Here is an 18,566-nt window from a genome sequence, read left to right as displayed (position 1 = left end):
GTCTTTTGACCTGCGTTTGACGGGCGCTGAAATCGTGTTTTCAGACCTCAGCGCTTTTCATCGCGCTTGCAGAAGCAAATTGCGCAAATCCCAGATGCCTTAAATGCGGTCGCCCAAAGCTTTGGCTTGCATCGCCTGCTTGCGATCGGCGCCGCTAAAAAGGGTTAGAGATTCCTCGGTGCGCTGATGCCGCTTTATCAAATCAGGTCGATCTCGCCTCTGGGCGCCAAGACGTTCAAACATGTTGAAACCTTTGCAGAGGCCGAACACGCGGCGCGCGACGCCAAGGCCCTGGCCCATACCGGCGTTCGCATCGTCGAGCTTATGAGCGGTGCGATGACTGTGCCAAATTGCCAGTCAGAAGGCGCCGGCAAAGAAGATTAGTCAGCGCTTGGGCTGCGATATTGGCGAAGCGACCACGCGGGGCCAAGCTTAGTCGGCTGGAAGCTCTAGCACCACCTTGGCGCCTTGGCCCAATGTGCTGGTCACATCGAGCGTCCCGCCCAGCAATGTCGTCAGCCTTTGGGTAATCGCCAATCCAAGACCGGCGCCTTCATGGCTGCGCGCCATGCCTTGGCTTGCTTGCTCAAAGGGCTCAAAGATGCGTTGCAAATCCTCCTTCGCCATACCGACGCCAGTGTCTTCGATGGCGATTATGAGCTTGGGGCCTTCGGCGCTGGTTTTAATATCGGCGCTGATTTTAATTTGGCCGCCATTGGTGAATTTGCAGGCGTTATCGAGAACGTGACGGACGATCTGCAGTAATCTTTTGGCGTCGGTGGCGACGAAAAGCGCTTCTGGTGCGATATTGATCGTAATCTGGTTTTGATTTTGCGCGGCGATTTCAGAGGCTGAGTGCTGCGCTGCGGCCAACAAGGCGCTCAAATCGGTGTTTTCGCGCCCGGTGGAGATTTGGCCAGCTTCAAGCGAAGCAAGATCTAGAACATCATTGATGAGGCGGAGCAATCGCCGCCCTGAGGCTGCGATTTTGAGAGCGTCATCCTGCTTGGCTTCGCCGGCCTCAATGTCTTCGGCCAGCAATTCAGCATAGCCCAATATGCCATTTAAAGGCGTTCGCAATTCATGGCTCATCACCCGCAAAAATTCGGACTTGGCGCGGCTTGCTGCTTGTAAGGCCGCGTGCGCCTTCTGGAGGTCTTGGGTGCGTTCAAGCACGCGGGTTTCAAGCGCGTCGCGTTCTTTTGCGACCTCGACATTGGCGCTGAGCAAAAGCTGGTCAGAGCGGTGCATGGCAAGCCCGTTCGCGGCGATGGTCAAGCATGCGCCCAACGTGGCTATGCTGGCGATGAGGGCGAGCGGCGCCGGCGCCTGGCTCCAGGCAAATCCAATGAGAAGACTTGCAAGGGCAAGAAGCGGCGGCGCCGTCAGCGCAAGCAAGATGCGTTGGTCTTTATGGCCCCCGACAGCGCCATAGAGCGCGACGGTGAAGAGATCCATGAGCGCTGCGATGCGGGCAAGGTCGTCGTTCTGGGCCCAGAGCATGAGCGCGTGCGCGATCCACAATGTCGAGACCGCGAAAATGGCGCCAACATAAACGCGCGCGACGCCACAATCGCCTTTTGCAAGACGGGCGCGGGCTGTGGCTGAAACTGTCTCGGCCAAAAGCGTCGCGAAAAGCCAGAGCGCGCCGATCCAGAACGGCAAATAGGCGAACAAAAATCCGGAAACGACAAGCGTCACCAGCCAGCGCAGCCAAGCTCTATTCTTGTCGTTCTGCGCTGCGCGCATCAGGGGATCTGGCTGTGAGGCGTTGGCGGCGTTCTGATCGTGGGGCGGGGCGGCGATAAGCATTTGGGCTTGGCTGCGCGTTGAGAGGGGGGTCGGCGCCGACGATGGCGCGCCAAACGTTAAGGGAGGATTCGAAGAGAGGCGCTAAAGCCCACCCGGGGCGTTTATTGGCGCTGGCGCGCAGAAGCTGGCGAGGTTTTCGCAATTGACCTTTGGTCAATCGCCGCGGCTCACCTGGGTTTTTTTTGTTGCCGCGAAAACGTAACCATCATTTCGTTTCGGTGTTCACAAGCTTGCTGCGCCGCCGACTGGAAGGCTTTGCAGCTTGGATTTATCCCATCTTCAATGAGCGAAGATCAGCTGCCCGATCATGTCCGCCCGCGTGCCTACGCCGCCAATGAATTATTGCTCGACATGTTGTGGACGTTGCGTTCGCGCGTGCCTGATATCGATCTAGAGGCGGTGCTGATTTTTCTCATTGTCAATGAAGCGACGATGCGACCGTTGATGGCCGGCGCTCAGCAAAGACCGCACTTATTGAATGATCCGCGCCCGCCCAATGAGGTGCGGGGCAGAATTTCGCGACACGCCATTGCCGATAAATCGTCTTTGGCGCGCGAGACGGTGCGGCGCAAGGTCAATGAGCTTTTGCGGCGCGGGCTTTTGATCGAGTTGCGCGATGGCGAAGTTCAATCGGCGTTCAAATTCGACGATCCGAACTTTCAACAGATCGGCGATGAATGTTTTGACGCGGTCGGGCGCTATTATGAGCGTCTGGGCGATTTTGGTCAGAGCCAAAGCGCAGAGCCGTCTGGGGTGAGACAAGGCTGAGCGGCGCCGTTGCAAAGTCGGATGCCGCGTTCAAAGCAAAAGCGAGGCTTGAGCTTCAAATTCTGCGCGGGTTCTGCGCTTAGCTTTGGATTTCCACCATCACTTCGTTGCGCCGCGTCCAGGGCAAGGTCCACGGCGGATCATAGAAATTATAGCTTATTGGTCCCAAAGCTGTTTGGCCGCGCGCGGCGAGATTTTGGCGCAGCCTTTGGGCGTGACGTTCAAGATTATCCTGGCTGGCAAAGCCGCTAAAGCGGACGATGGCGATGCGCCTGGCCGGGCTCTGGTGGAGGCTGACGTCTTGATCAAGCGGGCGAGGGGCGTCTTCCAGGCGCATGCTGGGGGGCATGTAAAAGCTTACAATCCAATCTTGGCCTGAACCGGTCTGCGCCACCGGCGCGGTCATGGCGATGCGTTGGCCGCTCAGATTGGCTTGGCGCTGCGCCACCGGCGCGGTCATGGCGATGTTGCGATTGGGTTCGTTGGCGCCGAATATGTAGCGCGCAAGTTTGCGAAACCCTTCATTGATGGCGCCGGCGCGATCACCGCTCACGCGGGTCTCGGCCACGACAATGGGCGCATAATCGCGGATCTGAAATGGCCCATCTTCATAGACCAAGCTCCAGCGTGGTTCTTCAACGGCCTGTGCAGGCGAAGCCATAATTGTCAGTCCAAAAAGGCTGAACACGATTGCAAATAATCTCATGGCGGTGGTTACGTTTAGCGAAGCTGAAAAGATCACATTTGAGTGCAAGCGCGCCAAAGTCGGTGTTCTGGACCTGCGCCAAAGTCTTTAAGCACGCGCCTGGCGCGCGCTTAAGATAAGCTGCTAACACCAGTGCAGCGCTGATCACTAGCGCCGCGCCAATCGCCACCTTGCGCCGCTTGTGGCCGATCGGTCTACACAAGCGGCATAGACGCCGATCAGTCTCGAGACTGATCTGGCTTTGGATGAAGCACCAAAGCTAAAGCGCCGGCCTTTGCGCCGCTTGATCCAGGTTTTTCAGCCGATCATTGAGCCAAGAGATCATTGCTATTGAGAAATCTCACCGCCTTGGCCCGGCAAATTCATGCATCAGCCGCGCCCGATGGATGGAGCCTTGATGTGCTAGCTGATCTTATTGCCGGCGCCGGCGCCAATCTTATTGCACCGGCGGTGCTGTTCTTTGCTTTGGGCGCTTTTGCCGGCTGGCTAAAATCCGATCTTAACGTGCCAGATCAGGTCGCCAAAACTTTGGCGCTTTATTTGATGCTCTGCATTGGTTTTAAAGGCGGGGTTGAAGCGGCAGCGGCCGGTTTGAGCGCCCAGATGCTGAGCGCCGGCGGACTTGGTTTGGCGATGAGTTTCGCTGCACCCTTCCTGGCTTTTAGCGTGTTGAGATGGATCTCTAAACTTGATCGCGCCACGGCGGCGGCGACGGCTGCCCATTATGGCAGTGTTTCAGTGGTGACGTTTGCAGCGGCGAGCGAATATCTGCGCGCCATTGGCGTTGAGTTCGGCGGCTATATGATTGCGGTTTTGGCGTTGATGGAAACGCCGGCGATCCTTGCCGCTTTGGTGATCGTGGGCGGGCGCGCTCAAAGCGGCGATCTTGGGGTAAAGCCGCATCTTTGGCGTGAGGTGCTGTTGAATGGCGCAGCGCTGATGTTGGTTGGCAGTTTCATCATCGGTGTATTGACCGGCGAGCGCGGCATGACCCGGCTTGAAGTGTTTGTCGGGCCGCTCTTTCAAGGCGCGCTTTGTCTTTTCCTGCTGGAGATGGGCCTTGTTGTCTCCCGGCGCATGGCTGCGGCGCCGCGCCTTAATCTCGGTTTGGTTGGTTTTGCGCTGATATGGCCGGTGCTGGGCGCTTTAACAGCGCTTGCTTGCGCACGCTTTTTGGGTCTGTCGCTGGGTGATGCGACGTTGATGGCGGTGCTTGCTGCTTCAGCGTCTTATATCGCAGCGCCGGCGGCAATGCGGATGGCGCTGCCGCAAGCGGACGCCGGGATTTACGTGTCGCTCTCGCTAGGCGTCACGTTTCCATTCAATCTGTTGGTTGGCATTCCACTTTATTATGCGTTGGCGCGCATCGTCTGGGGATAGAGCGATGTTGGTTGTGCGGCGAAAGCTTGAGATCTTTGTCGAGCCACATGCGCGAGAGCGCATTGAGGCAATGCTTGGCGCCTCGGGCTTTAAGGGCTGGAGCGTGTTTGAAGGATTTGAAGGCTCTGGCGCGCATGGGGTTTGGCGCCAAAGCGGTGTCGATGAGAAGGGCCTCAACTTGCTCATCGCTATTGGCGATGAGCAAGCGGCGGAGGCGGCGCTGACTTGGCTCGGTGATTATTTCAAAATCTATCCCGGCATCGTCAGCGCAAGTGATGTTGAGGTGATGCGCGCCGAGCGCTTTTGACCGCTTCAATCAAAGATATCGAAAAGATCAAAGCCGCGTTTGCGGCGCGGTGGATAGCCATGTTGGCTTTGACCACGCTCGCCATATTCGCCGCGTTCTCCATATTCACCCCGCTCCCCATATTCGCCGCGTTCGCCGTAAGAGCTTGGCGGCGCTTGGGGCCGGCTGGGGCTGGCGCTTGAATGGCTGCGTGGCTCGCTTGGGGCGGCGTGATTTTCTTCGCGCGCATTGGCGATGACTTTTTCAAGTTCGCCGCGATCTAACCAGACGCCGCGGCACGAGGGGCACATGTCGAACTCAACACCGCCGCGTTGCAGGGCTTGCATACTGGCGCTGCAATTGGGGCACATCAATAACGGCATATAGAACTCCAAGATCTCATCTGGCTTTAAAGCGCGCTCGGGCGCGTCTTTTCGTAAAGGACGATCACGTCGCGAAGGGCAAGCTTGCGGCGTTTCAAGGCCCCGACGTGTGCTGGGTCAAAGACTGGACGCGCCTGTTCTTGCACTATCTCCCGATCAAGCTTGGCGTGGCGTTGTTTCAAGGTCTCGATGCGCGCGTCCATCATTTGCGCTCCGTCACTGGCTTTTCGCGAGCCGCGTTTGTGTTGTTCTGATTGGCCCGCTGTGCCCTCGCGGGCTTTGGCTTTTTGGCGCGTAAAGCCGCATGCACGGCGCTTATTGTGCGGATCATATCATGGTCCTTTCTCGCCGCTGACGCAGGATTGTCGTCGCGCGCGATGTAGGTTCGACATCGCAGCGCACGCCGCCAGAGGGGCCCGAACCTACGGTCTTCATTTGGGTCATTGATGTGGGCGTTAAAGTGATGCGCCGATGAGATAAGCAAATGGCGATGATGAAGGCTGCGGCTGGATCACCTCCAGCCGCAGCTTACGTCTTCAGCTCTGCTCAAGCGCTGGTGTTTTGCGCGTGCGCCAGAGCGAATAGATGATCGATCCGCCAAGCAGGCCAAGGGTCATGATCAAGGCCCAATGCGGTTCAAGATAAGGCGCCCAACCTAGAGCTTTGGAGAGACCGAAGTTCCAGATGATCTTGACGCCGATGAGCACCAGAACGAGTGAAAGTCCATATTTTAGATATTTAAATCGCTCAACAGCGGCGGCGAGCATGAAATACATCGAACGCAAGCCCAAAATGGCGAAGATGTTCGATGTGTAGACAATGAAGGGATCGCGCGTGACGGCGAAGATCGCGGGCACTGAATCGACCGCAAAGACGATGTCGGCGGCCTCAACCATGATCAGCGCCAAAAATAGCGGCGTGGCGAAAAGCACGGTCTTGCCACTGACCGGGTGGGGTCTTTTGACGAAGAAATTATGGTTGTCGATGGTGTCGGTGACGCGCAGGCGCCGACGTACGAAGGCCAAGAAGCGATTGTCTTCAAGTTTTAGATCTTGGCCATGACCGGTCAGCATTTTCCAACCGGTGAAAATCAAAAGCGCAGCGAAGATGTAGAGCACCCAGGTCCATGAATTGACCACGGCCGCGCCGGCGGAAATGAAGATGGCGCGAAAGACGATGGCGCCGATAATGCCCCAGAACAGCACCCGGTGTTGATATTCGCGCGGCACGGCAAAATAGCCGAAGATGAGCGAGACAACGAAGATGTTGTCGAAGGCAAGCGCGGTCTCGAGCAGATAGCCGGTGAAATATTGCACCACGGCTTGTTGGTTGAGATTGTCCGCCGATGCGTAATATTGCGGGTCGGGTTCAAACACCAAGCCGACATAAAAGCCGAATGCTATCGCGATAGAGGCAAAGCCGGCCCACATGAGCGCGCTCTTGGTCGGCGAGACAACGCCGTCTTTGCGATTTAAGAGGCCAAGATCGAGCCAAAGCAAAAAGCCGATGAAGCTTAAAAAGCTGAACCAAAGCCAAAGCGGCTGGCTTGCATATTCTTGTGTCAAAAAATCCATCGGCGTTTGATCTCCGCACCAGCCGATCGGGCGCGCGCGCAAGTCCAGCGCGTACGCCCGTCAGTTTTCAGAAATGAAAAATTATTCTTCGCGTTGACCGAACAGGGTCAGCAGCATTTGGAAGAGGTTGATGAAGTTGAGATAGAGGCTAAGCGCCCCCCAGATCGCAGCTTTCATCGCAACATCGCCGTTCAGTCCGGCAATATATTCGTCTTTGAGACGCTGTGTGTCGAAAGCGGTGAGGCCGGCGAACACCAAAACGCCGATGGCGGCGGCCACAAATTGCAGCAAGCTGGATTGAATAAAGATATTGACCAATGAGGCGATAACGACGCCGGCAAGGCCAATCATCAAGAAGACGCCAATGCCTGAAAGCGCGCGTTTGGTTGTGTAGCCATAAAGGCTAAGCGCACCGAATGCGGCGGCGGTGATGAAGAAGATTTGGGCGATGCTTTGGCCGGTGAAACTTTGAAAAAGCAGCGCAAGGCTTATTCCCTGCAATGTCGCAAGGCCCCAATAGGTTGCGTGCGTGGCGCTGAGGCTGAGGCTTTGGCTTTTCCATGAGGCGAACATCAAGAGCCCGAGCGGGGCAAAGACTGCGCCCCAGCCTAACGGCGTCATTTGTCCGGATGAGAAAAAGAGTGCGCTGGCGCCGGATTGGATGAGAAAAAAGCCAACCGCGCCGCTTAAGGCGAGCCCGGCAAACATAAAATTGAAAATCGCCAGCATGTGACGGCGCAAGCCGACATCTAATGCATCGGCGGCTATAGCGCGCGCAGGTGGGGTTTTAGGCTGAACATCTTCAAAGGCCATGTGCCCTGCTCCTAGATCTTGATCCAATCGTAGGATTGCGGGCGGAGGCGCGTTCCCCGTGGGGGAGCGGGAGGCAAGATGAGGGCCGAAAACGGCTCATCCGCCTCGCAATCCTCCAGTCCGACATCGCAGCGCATTGCGCTGCCAGAGGGGCCCGGCCTGGCCAGTGAGAGATGGTGACGGATGCGGCCAGCAAAAGCCTGGGAGTGATTGATGTTCTCAATCTTAGCGATCGAAATTTGCCATCGCGTCAGCTTTGCAGACGTGAGGCATTAAGGCTTGCCAGAATAAAATTGGCCAGACGCTCGGCTGCTACCGGCAAGCTTTTGCCGGCGCGCATCAGCGCGATTTCAACATCGGCAAGCGCTGGAAAGCCTTGCTCGGGCCCGAACTTTACCAAATCGGCGGGGACCATTTCGGTCGGCAATGCGGTGACGCCAAGGCCTGCGCGTAAGGCGGCTTGCTGGCCGGCAAGCGAGGGGCTGGTATAGGCGATGCGCCAGGGGCGGTTGGCTTTATCGAGCGCGCTGGTGGCGCGCTTGCGATAAACGCATGGCGCTGGGGCGACGATCAAAGGCGCGGGCGCTGCGGCCGGCAAGACATCTTCACCGGCGCCAACCCAGACCAATTCTTCACGCCAAACCGGCACGCCGCCATCTGCGCCCATGGGTTCGCGTTTGATCAAAGCCAGGTCAAGTTCGCCTTGGCTCAATTTATCCATCAGACGCAGAGTCAAATCGCAGGTGACTTGAAGACTGACATGAGGGTAGGCGCGGGCATAATCGCCTAAAATGCCAGGTAGATGAGTGGTGGCGAAATCTTCGGGCGCGCCAAAGCGCACTTCGCCCTCCAAAGAATGCTCGAACATCTCACCGATAATCTCATCATTGAGCCGCAAGAGCCGCCGCGCTTGCACCAAAAGCGCTTCGCCGTGACCGGTCAAAGTGACGTTGCGCGGGTCGCGGGAAAAAAGCTCGGCATTGACGCTCTCTTCAAGCCGTTTGATTTGCAGGCTGATGGTCGATTGGGTGCGGCCAAGGCGGGCGCCGGCGCGGGTAAAGCTTTGCGATTCAGCGACCGCGACGAAGGCGCGCAACAGATCAAGGTCGAGATTGACCAAACGTGGTTTTTGGGCCGGCATGATCCAAGAGGTAAGAGAGATCTTGGGCAAATGAAATGGCGTTTGCGCAGCGACAGAACGCGCCATTAGCCGTTGCGGCTTGACATTGATCAAGCGTGAGCTTGCGGCCAGGCTCTGGCTTTCAGGCGCCAGCTCACCGGCGCCAGGGGCGGGGGCGAGCGCTGCGCTCGCCAAGAGGAAGGCTTTTGAACGGCGACAAAGCATGCCATTGCGTTGCGCTGAAAAAAGCCAAGGGCCAATTATGCAAGCACACGCCTATGTCGCCATCGTCACCGTTGTGGCCTTGCTGGTCTATCTTTGGACCGTAATCGTCGTTGGTGCGGCGCGGCGCGCATCTGGCATCAAGGCGCCGGCGATGACAGGCGATCCGCGCTTGGAGCGGGCTCTTCGCGTGCAGGCAAATACTCTGGAATGGCTGCCGATGTTTTTGCCGGGCTTGTGGCTTTGCCATTTGTTTTGGCTGGCGCAGGATCAAAGTGGCGTCATCACTGCCGCGATTGGTCTGGTTTGGATCGTCGGGCGGATCTTTTATGGGCTGGGTTATATGGCCGATCCCAGTAAGCGCGAGCTGGGCTTTGTCATCCAATTTTTAGCGAGCATGGCTTTGGTGCTGGGCGCGCTTGCCGGGGCGGTGATGGCGTTGTGGGTGCGCTAGGGGCTTGGCGCTGCTTTTAATTTGCTCAGCGCTTCAAACAGCACACGTGCTGGGACCGGCTTATGAAGGATCGGAATGCCGGCTCGTTCGGCTTCAGCGTCACCAAGGACAGTGTCGCCTGTCAGCAATAGGCTTGGAATAGGTGACGCCGTCTTAAGGCGCAGTGTGTTGATGAGATCGGCGCCATAGCCGTCGGGAAGGCGAAAGTCGGAGATGATGACATCGGGTCGATAGCCATGGGCGAGGGCCAAGAGCGCTGCTTTCGCCGACATGACGTGCTTGGGCTTATAGCCTTCATTTTCAAGCGCCAGATTTGTGGCGCTAGCCACCATCTCGTCGTCCTCGATTAAAAGCACATGGGTAAATTTGCGCGCAGGCGCCTCGCTGGCGGCCAATTCAAGTGGTCGAGGGGCGGTGTCGGTGATCGGGACGTCGACCCAAAACGTTGATCCTTCGCCAAGCTTAGATTCAACCCCTGTCGCGCAATTGATAAGGGCGCCAATGCGCTTTGCCACCGACAATCCAAGTCCGTAGCCATGTGTTCTGGAGCGGGCGAGATTATTTAATTGCACGAACTCATCGAAGATCGCGTCCAATTTGTCAGCGGCGATGCCGATGCCGGTGTCGCGAACCTGGAGGCGCGCAACGTGACCGCGGCGGCTGCAGCTGAGCTCGACGGCGCCGGCCTGTGTGTAGCGGATGGCGTTGGAGAGATAGTTTGCGACAATGCGTTCGAGCATGTCGGGATCACAGTGGAGCATTAAAGGCGAAAAGCTGCATATGAAGTCCAAGTTCTTGTCGGCTGCTGCGGTTTCGAACTGGAGCTTTAGTCGCGCCAGAAAGCTATCGGCTGAGAAGTCTCTGGTGCGTAGCTCGACCGCGCCGGCGTTTAAGCGCGAGACATCCAAAAGCGCGCCAAGAATGTCATTGGTGACATCAAGCGCGGTCAGCGCTTTTGTAGCGATGGCGCCGATATCGGCTTCGGCTCTGGATTCAATCACCGACATATAGGCGGTCGCGGCCTGCAAAGGCTGGCGAAGGTCATGGCTGGCGGCGCTCAAGAAAGCAGATTTTTGCTCATTGGCGGCTTTGGCTTCGGCCATTGCGGAGGCAAGTTCGCGGGTGCGCACAATCACCTGCTGATCCAAGGTTTCGGCAGCGTACTCTGCATTGAGTTGTGCATCGATGAGATCTTGCGAGGCGCGCCAGGCGGCCATCGCCAAAGTGTAGGCATTGGCGGCTGCGATCAAGGCGAAGGCGGCGCATCCCAAAGCTGCATCGGCGCCGGCGAGCATCATGGCGTTGGCGCCCAGTGCAAAAGTCGGTGTCGGCAATGTCCAGAGCGACATTGACCTTGTCAGCACGTGCTGACCGATAATGAGCGACATCGCCCCGGTCGCGAAGATCATGCCGAGAATGGGACCAGGCTCAGGCGCTAAAGCCAAAGCGGCGTAGGGCAGGCAATAGATGGCGCTGCCGACCGTGACGATGGCGATGATGGCTCTGCGTTTAGCGCGTGCTTGTTCGAGGTTGAAGGATGCAAACCCCGCGATCGCGCGGTGAAGCGTCCGCGTGGCGTAAGCATCCCAGAAAAATCCAACCATCGCGCAAGCGGCGGTGAAAGCGCCCCATTGGGGGCTGACGAGCCAGGCTACAAACAGCGACGACACGCCAATGGCGGCCAAACGCGCGACAAAGTGGTCGCTCCAGGACCTTTGATTGAATTGCGCCAGCGCAAGCTCGATGGCCCGTCTTTCTTTGTCGTCTGGATCAAGCGACATGTTTTTCCTGGGCGAGGTCATTTTGAGCGCCATTAGAGCGGGGCGGGCGAGTCCGGCAAGAGCGGGCGTGATGCTGCGGTTCGATTTGTGAAATAGCGCACAAGTTCGCTGAAGCGCGGCGCAGGCATCTGCACGTTCGTCAAAGAGCGCGGTGCGCCGCCAGGGGGGATTTATGCGAACCCGTCCTTGTTTTGCCGGAGCTTTGTTGCGCCGCCGCCCTTCAATTGCCGGGGGCTTTAAATCGGCGCAGGATAAAGCCTCATTCTAGCGAGGGTTAAAATGGCGGATTTGTTGGCGATGTCGAGCGCGATCATCGACGGCGCGGAATCGGCTGCGCAAGTTGGTCCGATCAATCGCATCAATCACCAGCTTTCCGAACTTAGGCCCGGTGTGGCGATGGTGGAGGCGTTCTCTCATTCGATCTTATTTGAAACCGATGACGGTCTGGTCGCCTTCGACACCTCAAATCCGCCGGGCGGCTCGCGCGTCGTTGAGCAAATAAGACGCTGGAAAAAGGATCGTTTCAACACCATCGTCTACACGCACGGCCATGTCGATCATGTAGGCGGGTGCGGAGCCTTTATGGCCGACGCCGCCAGCGCCAATCATCCGCGTCCTTGCGTATGCGGGCACGCCAATGTCGCGCGGCGCTTTGAGCGTTATGCCCTGACCAATGGCTATAATCACATCGTCAATGAACGCCAATTCGGCCAATTTCGCCGCGCCGGTTATGACATCTCTGGGGAAACGCAATTTTTGCCGGAAAGCTCGCCTAAGCCCGAGCGCACTTACCTTGACACAATGTCTATGGATGTCGGCGGGCTTGCGATCGAGTTGCATCACGCCAAGGGCGAAACCGACGATCATAGTTGGGCTTGGATCGACAAGCACAAAGCCATTTGTGCTGGCGATTTTTTCATCTGGAATTTTCCCAACGCCGGCAATCCCCAGAAGGTGCAACGTTATCCGCGCGAATGGGCAGCCGCGCTTCGCGATATGGCGAGCCGCGATGCAGACTTATTCTTGCCGGCGCACGGTTTGCCGATCGGGGGACGCGCGCGCATCAAAAGCGTGCTGACAGACGTGGCGGACACGCTCGACAAGCTTGTTGATGAAACGATCGCACTGATGAACCAGGGCGCGCGGCTCAACGATATCATCCACAGCGTCAAGGTTGATCCGGCGGCGCTGGAGAAGCCTTATCTGAGGCCGCTCTATGATGAGCCTGAATTTGTCGTGCGTAATATCTGGCGCCTTTACGGGGGTTGGTATGATGGCAATCCAGCCAATTTAAAGCCGGCGCAAGAGGCAATGCTTGGGGCGGAAATCGCCTCGCTTGCGGGCGGGGCGGTCAAGCTTGCTGAACGCGCCCGCGCCTTGGCGCAAACCGAGGTGCGTGTCGCTTGCCACTTGGCCGAGTTGGCCGCGCTTGCAGCGCCGGACGATAAGCGCGTGCATGAATTGCGCGCCGAAGTGTTTCAGCTGCGCCGTGACGGCGAGACCTCGCTTATGGCCAAGGGCATCTTCGGTTCGGCGGCCAATGAATCGAAATCGAAGTCAGTCTAAGTGTGACGGGCAGCATCAACCGGTCGAAACTTGATGAGGCGCAGCCAAGAGAACCGAATCACGTCGACCTTGACCGGTGCGCAGGTTGCACGCCAAAGTCACAGTGATCGGGCCATGGCGCGCCATGCTCAAGCTTTTCTCGCGGTGTAAGACCAGAGCATTGCCGCTATTGGCGGGGCCCCGCGCCTTCGGCGCCAGTGAAGGGCTTTGCGGGCGGCGCTGATCGGCGATGTAGAGCCGGTTGTGCGATCAAGCGTTCGAGGCGCGCTATCTTTTGGCGAATTTCAAGTTCTTCGTTAGGGCTGCGATCATGCGCCCGCGCCAGATCGAGTTCGAGCGCGTCAATCTCGTCGCGTATCAGAAGGCGCTGAATAACGTTCATGTGCGTGCTCCCTTTTATCGCTCTTAGAGGGGGCGCTGTGCTTTTGCCGCGTGCGGCCCCACCTTCATGCAGTCCGACATCACGATCGGTCGATCGCCAGAGGGGCCCGGTCCGCTACACTAAAGTAAGGCGCTTCAGCAGGAGGCAAAGGAGCGGTGGAATTGAAAACCCCAATAGCAAGCATGAGCGCCCAACATGGCTTGCGATATGTTGCTTGGGGCGGTTCGTTGGGGTCTTCATGTCGAGGCGCCGCGACCGGCGTTCGAATCTTGTCGGCGACGTTCTTGGCGCCTAGGTCTGCGTCATGAGTTTGATGCATCGTTTAAATAGTTTGCCGCGCCGTCGGTTGTTGCAAGTGCTTGGCGCCGGTGCGGTTTTGGCGCCGCTGGGCGCATGTTCGGAGAATTTGGCGACCGGGCGGCGACAATTGGTTTTGGTCTCCGATGAAATGCTGGCGCAATTATCTCATCAAGCCTGGCTTGATCTGCAAGCGCAGACGCCTCGTGTTGAAGATGAGCGCATACAACAAAGGCTGGGTGCGATAGGGCGCGCCATCGCCGATGCGTCGGGTTTGACCAATGTGAATTGGGAGTTCGTCGCGTTCGAAAGCGCTGAGGTCAATGCGTTCGTTTTGCCGGGCGGCAAGGTTGGGTTTTTCCGCGGCTTGATTGATTTGGCCGCTTCCGATGGCGAGATCGCCGCAGTGATGGGCCATGAGATTGGTCACGTCGCCGCGCGCCATGCGGCGGAGCGATTAAGCCAACAGCTCGCCGTCAGCGTCGGCGTGCGTGCAGCGCAAGTTTTGTTGTCTGAAGAAATGGGAGAGCACGCCGATGAAGCGGCGGCGGCGTTAGGGCTTGGTCTTATGTATGGGGTGGTGCTGCCGTATTCGCGCCAGCACGAACTTGAAGCTGACCGGCTGGGTGTTGATGTCATGCGCAGCGCCGGTTATGCGCCAGCCGATGCGGTTTCGTTTTGGCGACGCATGAGCGCTGACAACGCCGCTCAGCCCTTGGCCTGGCTTTCAACCCATCCCACAAATGAAGAGCGACTAGTGGCGCTCGAACAATTGGCTGGGCCAGTGCGGTGACTGATCTTTGGCTCTTGCTGCGATCCCTCGATAGGTGTCGGGGCGGCGTTTAGCCCGTCCGCGCAAAGTGTGCTGCGGACAACCCGCTTAGCGACCTGATCGAACGCCGTTGGTGGCGGAGCTAGGCGTTATATCCCAAAGCGCGGCATTTTTCTTCTATTGCTTGGATGGCGACATACTCCCCGTCAGCATGCCTTAAGAAAGCAGCGTGTGGGTACATTTGCTGAACCGCTCCACGACTTAAAATGCCGATATTGGCGCAGAGCAGCCTTACGGGTTCGTCTTGTTGGGCGCGCTGGATCGAGTCTTCACTCACTTCCCAAACAGTAAAAGGGTTTACGCGCACGAGCCAACGTCCATTAGAGTTCGCGAATACGAAGCGTCGGTGCGCAATGCCCCAGGCATATATTGTAATGCGAGACACGATCTCATCGCGATTGCTCGATGGGCGGATGAGAATTTGGTCGTACTCTTGAGAAAAGACATAGCGGGCGCCAACAGTGCTGCTTGGGTCATCGCTAAGCGGGAGGTCGTGATATTCGATTGTCGCCTCGCGCTGCGTCTGCGTTTGCCCTGGCGCCAAGGAATACACTGAGTACACATCGATAGGATCGCCCCATTCGTTCGTGCTTGGCAAAGCGCAGCCCATCAAAAGCCTGCTATTGTCTGACGAGAGTCCTCCACGGACGCAGCGTTGCCCTTGGGCAAATTCGAGGATCGGGATGGGGCCTTGCATCTCCTGCGCAGATCCATTCCCGTCCAGATCCGCATCTAAAATAAAAATCCGTTCGGGGATGATCAGCAGGCCGCTTGCTCGAAGCAATGTGTTTGCCTGTTCTGGCGTATAGCGATCCGTGTCGGTGGCGCTCGGCGCAGCATTAAGCGCCATCAATGTGCCTGTCGCAGCCGCTTCAAGCGGTGTCACATCTGCGCCGTATCTGGCGGCGCCGTCGAATAGAGCCCAAGCTGCTTGAGCGGCCTGATCTCGCTCGCGACGATTTTGTAGCGAGGAGGTCGCGCGTTGGACTTCTCCGGCCAATTGAGATCGAACAGTCAATTGAACGCTTATCGCGCCAACCAGCGTCAGCCCCACGATTGCGCCTGCAAGCGCCATCATACGACCACGCTGGCGCCTGGCGTTCCTTTGCCAAAGCACGTCAAAATCGAGACCCGAAAGCGCAGCGACGAGCCGGACGACCAGTTTGCGGAACGGCTCTTTGCTCGCGTTGGGCGCAAGCGGCTCGTCAAGAATTGTGGTGGGTTCGCCGTTGCCGTCGATCTGCACTTTGAGCGAGGGGCAAAAGCACTCTTCGCTCGTATTTGCGCCTGGCGATCCTGCAACGATGACGGCTAAGACTTTCGAACCGTCCTGTCTGCGCTTGAAACGTCGAACTTCTTTGTCGACCCACTTAGAGGTGGCTGAAGCTGGGCTTGCGATCACGATCATATTTGCAGACTCGTCAATCGCCCCCTCAAGCGCCGCGCCAAGGCTATCGCCGGCGCCCAGCTCATCGTCATCTCTAAATAGACGACCGATGCCGCCGTCTTCGCGGCAGCGCGCCCCCGATCGCAGCGCCGCTGGAATTCGATACTGCTCTAGAGCGGTGTGCAGCTTTTTTGCGAATCGTTGATCCGCATGCGCATAACTGATGAAAGCGACGAATTTCATGCCCACCTCGTTTAAGCGCACGGTCGATGGGGGTCGCCGTCACCAATGTGAGCGTGGATGCATGATGCGCATGACGTCAAGGTCCCCCGGGAGGTCGCTGAGGCAAGGAGCGGCGTGGCCTTGTGCAACGCTCAACTCTTTGGGGCTCGTCTCTGGGCGGAGGTGTCGGCCCTGAGCTCGCGGATGCTTTTGAGCAAACGCGCGGGACAATAATCTAGGCGTAGGTGCGCTAACCCCAATTGTCGGGCGTTTAGTTACGCACGCACGCCGTGATCGTGACGCGTCGGTTGAGTGGCTCTCGAACGCCATCTGCGGTGGGTCTGGCCGGGCTTAGCTCTCCTGACGCGATCGTTGTCAAAAGGCCGCGGGCAAAGCCGTTGGCGCTGAGATAATCGCTCACGGTTATGGCCGCGCGCCGGGAAAGATCCATCGAAAATTGATCGGCTGCGAGCGTATCGGTGTGGCCGTTTACAACGATCCATTCGGTAGCGTCCGCGTGCTGACGAAAATCATCTAAGGTGGTTGCGGCCTCTGCACTGAGATTGGTGCGGTTCCAGGCAAAATAAACGACGCCTTCGCGGCGAACGCCAGAACATGGCTGATTTGTACCAGCAGCTACGCCTTCGAGGATGATTGGCGTTTGCGGCCTTTGCAAAAAGTATTGCGCCTGGGCGGCATGAGCGCCGAGCGGAAAATAGGCAAGATATTGGCGTGCGCTTGCGCTGGTGATGGGGCCATCAACGAGGCTGTCCCAAAATTCGTCATCTGCGGTTTCTGCGGTCTCACCGGGGGCAAGCGCACTTGAGCGAAGTACAAATTGACCGTCATTGGTGAATGAGGTGAGGAAACCTGATTGCGGTGTTTGATTGGGTAATTGGACGACGTGGCGAAACCAAAACTCGATCTCGTCGAAGGTGAGGACGCCGTCTGCGTCAATGTCAGGCTGGGAATTGCCGCCGACCGCGCTGATGAAGGCATCCATAAAGATGCTGTGGCCCGGCACCCGTTCGTTGGCGCTGCCTGAGGTCAGGATCTGCACGGTAGGCTGCGAAAGCCGGGTGAAGGCGGCGACATCGCGTTGCCGCGGCGAGGGGGCGCCATTGTGCGATCGGGTGGTGAAGATCGAGCCTGAGAAGCACGAATCAAACACAAACAGCGTGTGTTTGGCGCGTGACTCGCTGGCCAGCGCCCGCACCATATTGAGCGACACCGCTGATGCCAGAAAGCCGCTGCGATCGCTGGCCGGATCTGGCGCATTGACGGGCACGATGTAGCCTAGCTGTGTGGCCGGATCGGTCCAGCCATGCCCCGAATAGACAATGAGAATAGCGGAATCCGGCGATCCATAGCGCGCCATGAAGGCCTGCATGCGAACAAGCAGCTGTTCGGAATGGGGGTCAGGCAGCGTTTCGACTTCGTATCCCTGCGCCATCAGCGCTACTTCAAGCCTTGCTGTATCGTTCGGAATTTCGCTAAGCGCAGGCCATGTCTCAGCGTGTTCGTAATGGGCGGCGCTGATAAGTAAGGCGTGGCGTTCCTGGTAAAGCACACGCGGGGCGCCATTGACGTCCACAGCCAAAGGCCGCGCAGCCGACGGCGCGGCAAACAAAAGTGTAAGCAGCATCAAAAGAAGGCCCGGCGCTCTGGTCATCATGGCAGGCGCCGAGCGTCGGTTGCGATAAAGCCTTTGACGTTTTGACCGTAGGGTCGTGTGCGTCTTGCCACCATGCCGCCATTGCGTTGGCTGCCTGAGAGACCGTTGGTGGTGTTGAATTCGATGGTGTTGAGCGTTGTCGCGTCGGCCGATTCAACGATGCCCACATGGTCGGCTTCGCGTCCGAAGCTGTAGACAACCAGCCATCCTGGCTTTGGCGTCGGGCGCGCGTCGGCGTTGCTTGCATCGCGCCAGCGCCGCATGCCGCGCGCTGTGTAGTACATGTCGATGACCGAAGGTGAAGGATAAAAGTGATAGCGCATCAGTTCCGGCAGGGACTGGCGAATGGTCATCACATTGGTTGTGGTCTGACCCACATTCCAGAATTCGTAATAGGCAAGCGCTGCGGTGTAGGCCAGTCCGGTGGCGCAATAGGGAACGAACTCGCCGCGATTGTCGCGAAAGGGAAGGTCAAAGAGATCGAGAAACGCAATGACCTGGTTTTCATTGTTGGCGCGGCTGACGCCGACAAATCGGTCAGCTGTCGCCAAAAGCGAGGTCGCAAAGTCTGCGTTTGCCGGATTGAAGGTTGCGCGAACCTGATTTGAAGACAGCGCTGCAACTTTTTCAGGATCCACACGCACGGTCTCGTAGGCGATGTCTGGATCGCCGCGTTGGTCTTCATCGAAGGTGTCGTCTGATTGAGCCTTGGCGCTGGCTGCGAACATGCCCGCGCCAGCGCTGGCCAGAAAGGTTCGGCGTAGAATTTTACCCATTTATGCGCCCCCGCCATGGTCGAGCATCTAGGAGCTCATCGCTCTTAGATTATTGCGACTATTGTATCGCCGAATGATCGAGGGTTTCCAAGTGTAGGGCGCATTCTGGTGCGCGTTTAGCCGTCTGCGC

19 protein-coding genes are annotated in these 18,566 nt (G+C 57.8%); 7 read left to right on the top strand and 12 right to left on the bottom strand.

Going from position 1 to position 18,566, the window contains the following annotated elements:
* The first annotated feature begins 186 nt into the window (after positions 1–186).
* Positions 187–384: a hypothetical protein gene (locus ATE48_RS07120; protein ID WP_066769449.1), complete on the top strand. Its 198-nt coding sequence runs from the start codon at positions 187–189 to the stop codon at positions 382–384.
* Positions 385–432: 48 nt separating this feature from the next.
* Here ATE48_RS07120 and ATE48_RS07115 read toward each other — a convergent pair whose 3' ends face one another.
* Positions 433–1,812 (bottom strand): sensor histidine kinase, encoded by a 1,380-nt coding sequence (locus tag ATE48_RS07115; RefSeq protein ID WP_066769446.1) that lies wholly within the window; start codon positions 1,810–1,812, stop codon positions 433–435.
* 282 nt (positions 1,813–2,094) lie between these two features.
* Between ATE48_RS07115 and ATE48_RS07110 the strand changes: the two genes are divergently transcribed.
* On the top strand, positions 2,095–2,580 hold the full coding sequence (locus ATE48_RS07110) for a helix-turn-helix domain-containing protein (protein WP_066769444.1): 486 nt from the start codon (positions 2,095–2,097) through the stop codon (positions 2,578–2,580).
* Positions 2,581–2,659: 79 nt separating this feature from the next.
* Here the strand turns inward: ATE48_RS07110 and ATE48_RS07105 are convergent, their stop codons facing one another.
* Complete coding sequence (locus tag ATE48_RS07105) at positions 2,660–3,286, bottom strand: SOUL family heme-binding protein (RefSeq protein WP_066774687.1); 627 nt, start codon at positions 3,284–3,286, stop codon at positions 2,660–2,662.
* Positions 3,287–3,616: 330 nt separating this feature from the next.
* Between ATE48_RS07105 and ATE48_RS07100 the strand changes: the two genes are divergently transcribed.
* Positions 3,617–4,666: a sodium-dependent bicarbonate transport family permease gene (locus ATE48_RS07100; protein ID WP_228126831.1), complete on the top strand. Its 1,050-nt coding sequence runs from the start codon at positions 3,617–3,619 to the stop codon at positions 4,664–4,666.
* 4 nt (positions 4,667–4,670) lie between these two features.
* Positions 4,671–4,973 carry a P-II family nitrogen regulator gene (locus tag ATE48_RS07095; RefSeq protein WP_066769441.1) on the top strand — a complete coding sequence of 101 codons (303 nt, stop codon included), beginning with the start codon at positions 4,671–4,673 and terminating at the stop codon, positions 4,971–4,973.
* Positions 4,974–4,978: 5 nt separating this feature from the next.
* On the opposite strand, the gene ATE48_RS07090 is transcribed toward ATE48_RS07095, so the two are convergent.
* The 5 genes from ATE48_RS07090 to ATE48_RS07070 form a co-directional block, all read right to left on the bottom strand.
* The gene (locus ATE48_RS07090; RefSeq protein WP_066774683.1) at positions 4,979–5,335 is read right to left on the bottom strand and encodes a TFIIB-type zinc ribbon-containing protein; all 357 of its coding nucleotides are present in this window, start codon (positions 5,333–5,335) and stop codon (positions 4,979–4,981) included.
* Positions 5,336–5,361: 26 nt separating this feature from the next.
* Entirely contained in the window at positions 5,362–5,541 is a 180-nt protein-coding gene (locus ATE48_RS07085) for a YdcH family protein (protein ID WP_066769439.1), read from the bottom strand.
* A gap of 330 nt (positions 5,542–5,871) precedes the next feature.
* Positions 5,872–6,909 carry a TerC family protein gene (locus tag ATE48_RS07080; RefSeq protein WP_066774681.1) on the bottom strand — a complete coding sequence of 346 codons (1,038 nt, stop codon included), beginning with the start codon at positions 6,907–6,909 and terminating at the stop codon, positions 5,872–5,874.
* 81 nt (positions 6,910–6,990) lie between these two features.
* Complete coding sequence (locus tag ATE48_RS07075; RefSeq protein ID WP_066769436.1) at positions 6,991–7,722, bottom strand: Bax inhibitor-1/YccA family protein; 732 nt, start codon at positions 7,720–7,722, stop codon at positions 6,991–6,993.
* A gap of 250 nt (positions 7,723–7,972) precedes the next feature.
* A complete protein-coding gene (locus tag ATE48_RS07070; RefSeq protein ID WP_228126830.1) occupies positions 7,973–8,929 on the bottom strand; it encodes a LysR substrate-binding domain-containing protein in 957 nt (318 codons plus the stop codon).
* A 175-nt stretch (positions 8,930–9,104) separates the two neighbouring features.
* On the opposite strand from ATE48_RS07070, the gene ATE48_RS07065 reads away from it, so the two are divergent.
* A complete protein-coding gene (locus tag ATE48_RS07065; protein ID WP_156767646.1) occupies positions 9,105–9,518 on the top strand; it encodes an MAPEG family protein in 414 nt (137 codons plus the stop codon).
* On the opposite strand, the gene ATE48_RS07060 is transcribed toward ATE48_RS07065, so the two are convergent.
* Positions 9,515–11,299 (bottom strand): hybrid sensor histidine kinase/response regulator, encoded by a 1,785-nt coding sequence (locus tag ATE48_RS07060; RefSeq protein WP_228126829.1) that lies wholly within the window; start codon positions 11,297–11,299, stop codon positions 9,515–9,517. The two genes, ATE48_RS07065 and ATE48_RS07060, sit on opposite strands and share 4 nt — an antisense overlap.
* A 279-nt stretch (positions 11,300–11,578) precedes the next feature.
* On the opposite strand from ATE48_RS07060, the gene ATE48_RS07055 reads away from it, so the two are divergent.
* Positions 11,579–12,865 (top strand): alkyl sulfatase dimerization domain-containing protein, encoded by a 1,287-nt coding sequence (locus ATE48_RS07055; RefSeq protein ID WP_066769431.1) that lies wholly within the window; start codon positions 11,579–11,581, stop codon positions 12,863–12,865.
* Positions 12,866–13,031: 166 nt separating this feature from the next.
* Here ATE48_RS07055 and ATE48_RS19705 read toward each other — a convergent pair whose 3' ends face one another.
* Positions 13,032–13,247, bottom strand: coding sequence for a hypothetical protein (locus tag ATE48_RS19705; RefSeq protein ID WP_156767645.1), 216 nt, complete (start codon positions 13,245–13,247; stop codon positions 13,032–13,034).
* A gap of 304 nt (positions 13,248–13,551) precedes the next feature.
* Between ATE48_RS19705 and ATE48_RS07050 the strand changes: the two genes are divergently transcribed.
* Entirely contained in the window at positions 13,552–14,337 is a 786-nt protein-coding gene (locus tag ATE48_RS07050) for a M48 family metallopeptidase (protein WP_083197202.1), read from the top strand.
* 121 nt (positions 14,338–14,458) lie between these two features.
* Here ATE48_RS07050 and ATE48_RS07045 read toward each other — a convergent pair whose 3' ends face one another.
* The 3 genes from ATE48_RS07045 to ATE48_RS07035 all read right to left on the bottom strand — a co-directional run bounded on the left by ATE48_RS07045 (position 14,459) and on the right by ATE48_RS07035 (position 18,436).
* Positions 14,459–16,006 (bottom strand): toll/interleukin-1 receptor domain-containing protein, encoded by a 1,548-nt coding sequence (locus tag ATE48_RS07045; protein WP_066769430.1) that lies wholly within the window; start codon positions 16,004–16,006, stop codon positions 14,459–14,461.
* 250 nt (positions 16,007–16,256) lie between these two features.
* A complete protein-coding gene (locus ATE48_RS07040; RefSeq protein ID WP_066769427.1) occupies positions 16,257–17,660 on the bottom strand; it encodes a caspase family protein in 1,404 nt (467 codons plus the stop codon).
* Complete coding sequence (locus tag ATE48_RS07035; protein ID WP_156767644.1) at positions 17,657–18,436, bottom strand: CHAP domain-containing protein; 780 nt, start codon at positions 18,434–18,436, stop codon at positions 17,657–17,659. The genes ATE48_RS07040 and ATE48_RS07035 overlap by 4 nt, the downstream gene beginning before the upstream one ends.
* Positions 18,437–18,566 lie beyond the last annotated feature (130 nt).

It is taken from the genome of Candidatus Viadribacter manganicus (assembly GCF_001679665.1).
Taxonomy (GTDB): Bacteria; Pseudomonadota; Alphaproteobacteria; order Caulobacterales; family Aquidulcibacteraceae; genus Vitreimonas; species Vitreimonas manganica.
The sequence above is the reverse complement of the archived record's forward strand: the minus strand, read 5'-3'. Positions and strand labels throughout refer to the sequence as shown.

Coding starts and splice junctions, on each gene's coding strand:
- ATE48_RS07110 (WP_066769444.1), top strand. CDS start 2,095: ATGAGCGAAGATCAGCTGCCCGATCATGTCCGCCCGCGTGCCTACGCC.
- ATE48_RS07115 (WP_066769446.1), bottom strand. CDS start 1,812: ATGCTTATCGCCGCCCCGCCCCACGATCAGAACGCCGCCAACGCCTCA.
- ATE48_RS07050 (WP_083197202.1), top strand. CDS start 13,552: ATGAGTTTGATGCATCGTTTAAATAGTTTGCCGCGCCGTCGGTTGTTG.
- ATE48_RS07085 (WP_066769439.1), bottom strand. CDS start 5,541: ATGATGGACGCGCGCATCGAGACCTTGAAACAACGCCACGCCAAGCTT.
- ATE48_RS19705 (WP_156767645.1), bottom strand. CDS start 13,247: ATGAACGTTATTCAGCGCCTTCTGATACGCGACGAGATTGACGCGCTC.
- ATE48_RS07080 (WP_066774681.1), bottom strand. CDS start 6,909: ATGGATTTTTTGACACAAGAATATGCAAGCCAGCCGCTTTGGCTTTGG.
- ATE48_RS07065 (WP_156767646.1), top strand. CDS start 9,105: ATGCAAGCACACGCCTATGTCGCCATCGTCACCGTTGTGGCCTTGCTG.
- ATE48_RS07120 (WP_066769449.1), top strand. CDS start 187: ATGCCGCTTTATCAAATCAGGTCGATCTCGCCTCTGGGCGCCAAGACG.
- ATE48_RS07075 (WP_066769436.1), bottom strand. CDS start 7,722: ATGGCCTTTGAAGATGTTCAGCCTAAAACCCCACCTGCGCGCGCTATA.
- ATE48_RS07070 (WP_228126830.1), bottom strand. CDS start 8,929: ATGGCGCGTTCTGTCGCTGCGCAAACGCCATTTCATTTGCCCAAGATC.
- ATE48_RS07055 (WP_066769431.1), top strand. CDS start 11,579: ATGGCGGATTTGTTGGCGATGTCGAGCGCGATCATCGACGGCGCGGAA.
- ATE48_RS07060 (WP_228126829.1), bottom strand. CDS start 11,299: ATGTCGCTTGATCCAGACGACAAAGAAAGACGGGCCATCGAGCTTGCG.
- ATE48_RS07040 (WP_066769427.1), bottom strand. CDS start 17,660: ATGATGACCAGAGCGCCGGGCCTTCTTTTGATGCTGCTTACACTTTTG.
- ATE48_RS07090 (WP_066774683.1), bottom strand. CDS start 5,335: ATGCCGTTATTGATGTGCCCCAATTGCAGCGCCAGTATGCAAGCCCTG.
- ATE48_RS07095 (WP_066769441.1), top strand. CDS start 4,671: ATGTTGGTTGTGCGGCGAAAGCTTGAGATCTTTGTCGAGCCACATGCG.
- ATE48_RS07045 (WP_066769430.1), bottom strand. CDS start 16,006: ATGAAATTCGTCGCTTTCATCAGTTATGCGCATGCGGATCAACGATTC.
- ATE48_RS07035 (WP_156767644.1), bottom strand. CDS start 18,436: ATGGGTAAAATTCTACGCCGAACCTTTCTGGCCAGCGCTGGCGCGGGC.
- ATE48_RS07105 (WP_066774687.1), bottom strand. CDS start 3,286: ATGAGATTATTTGCAATCGTGTTCAGCCTTTTTGGACTGACAATTATG.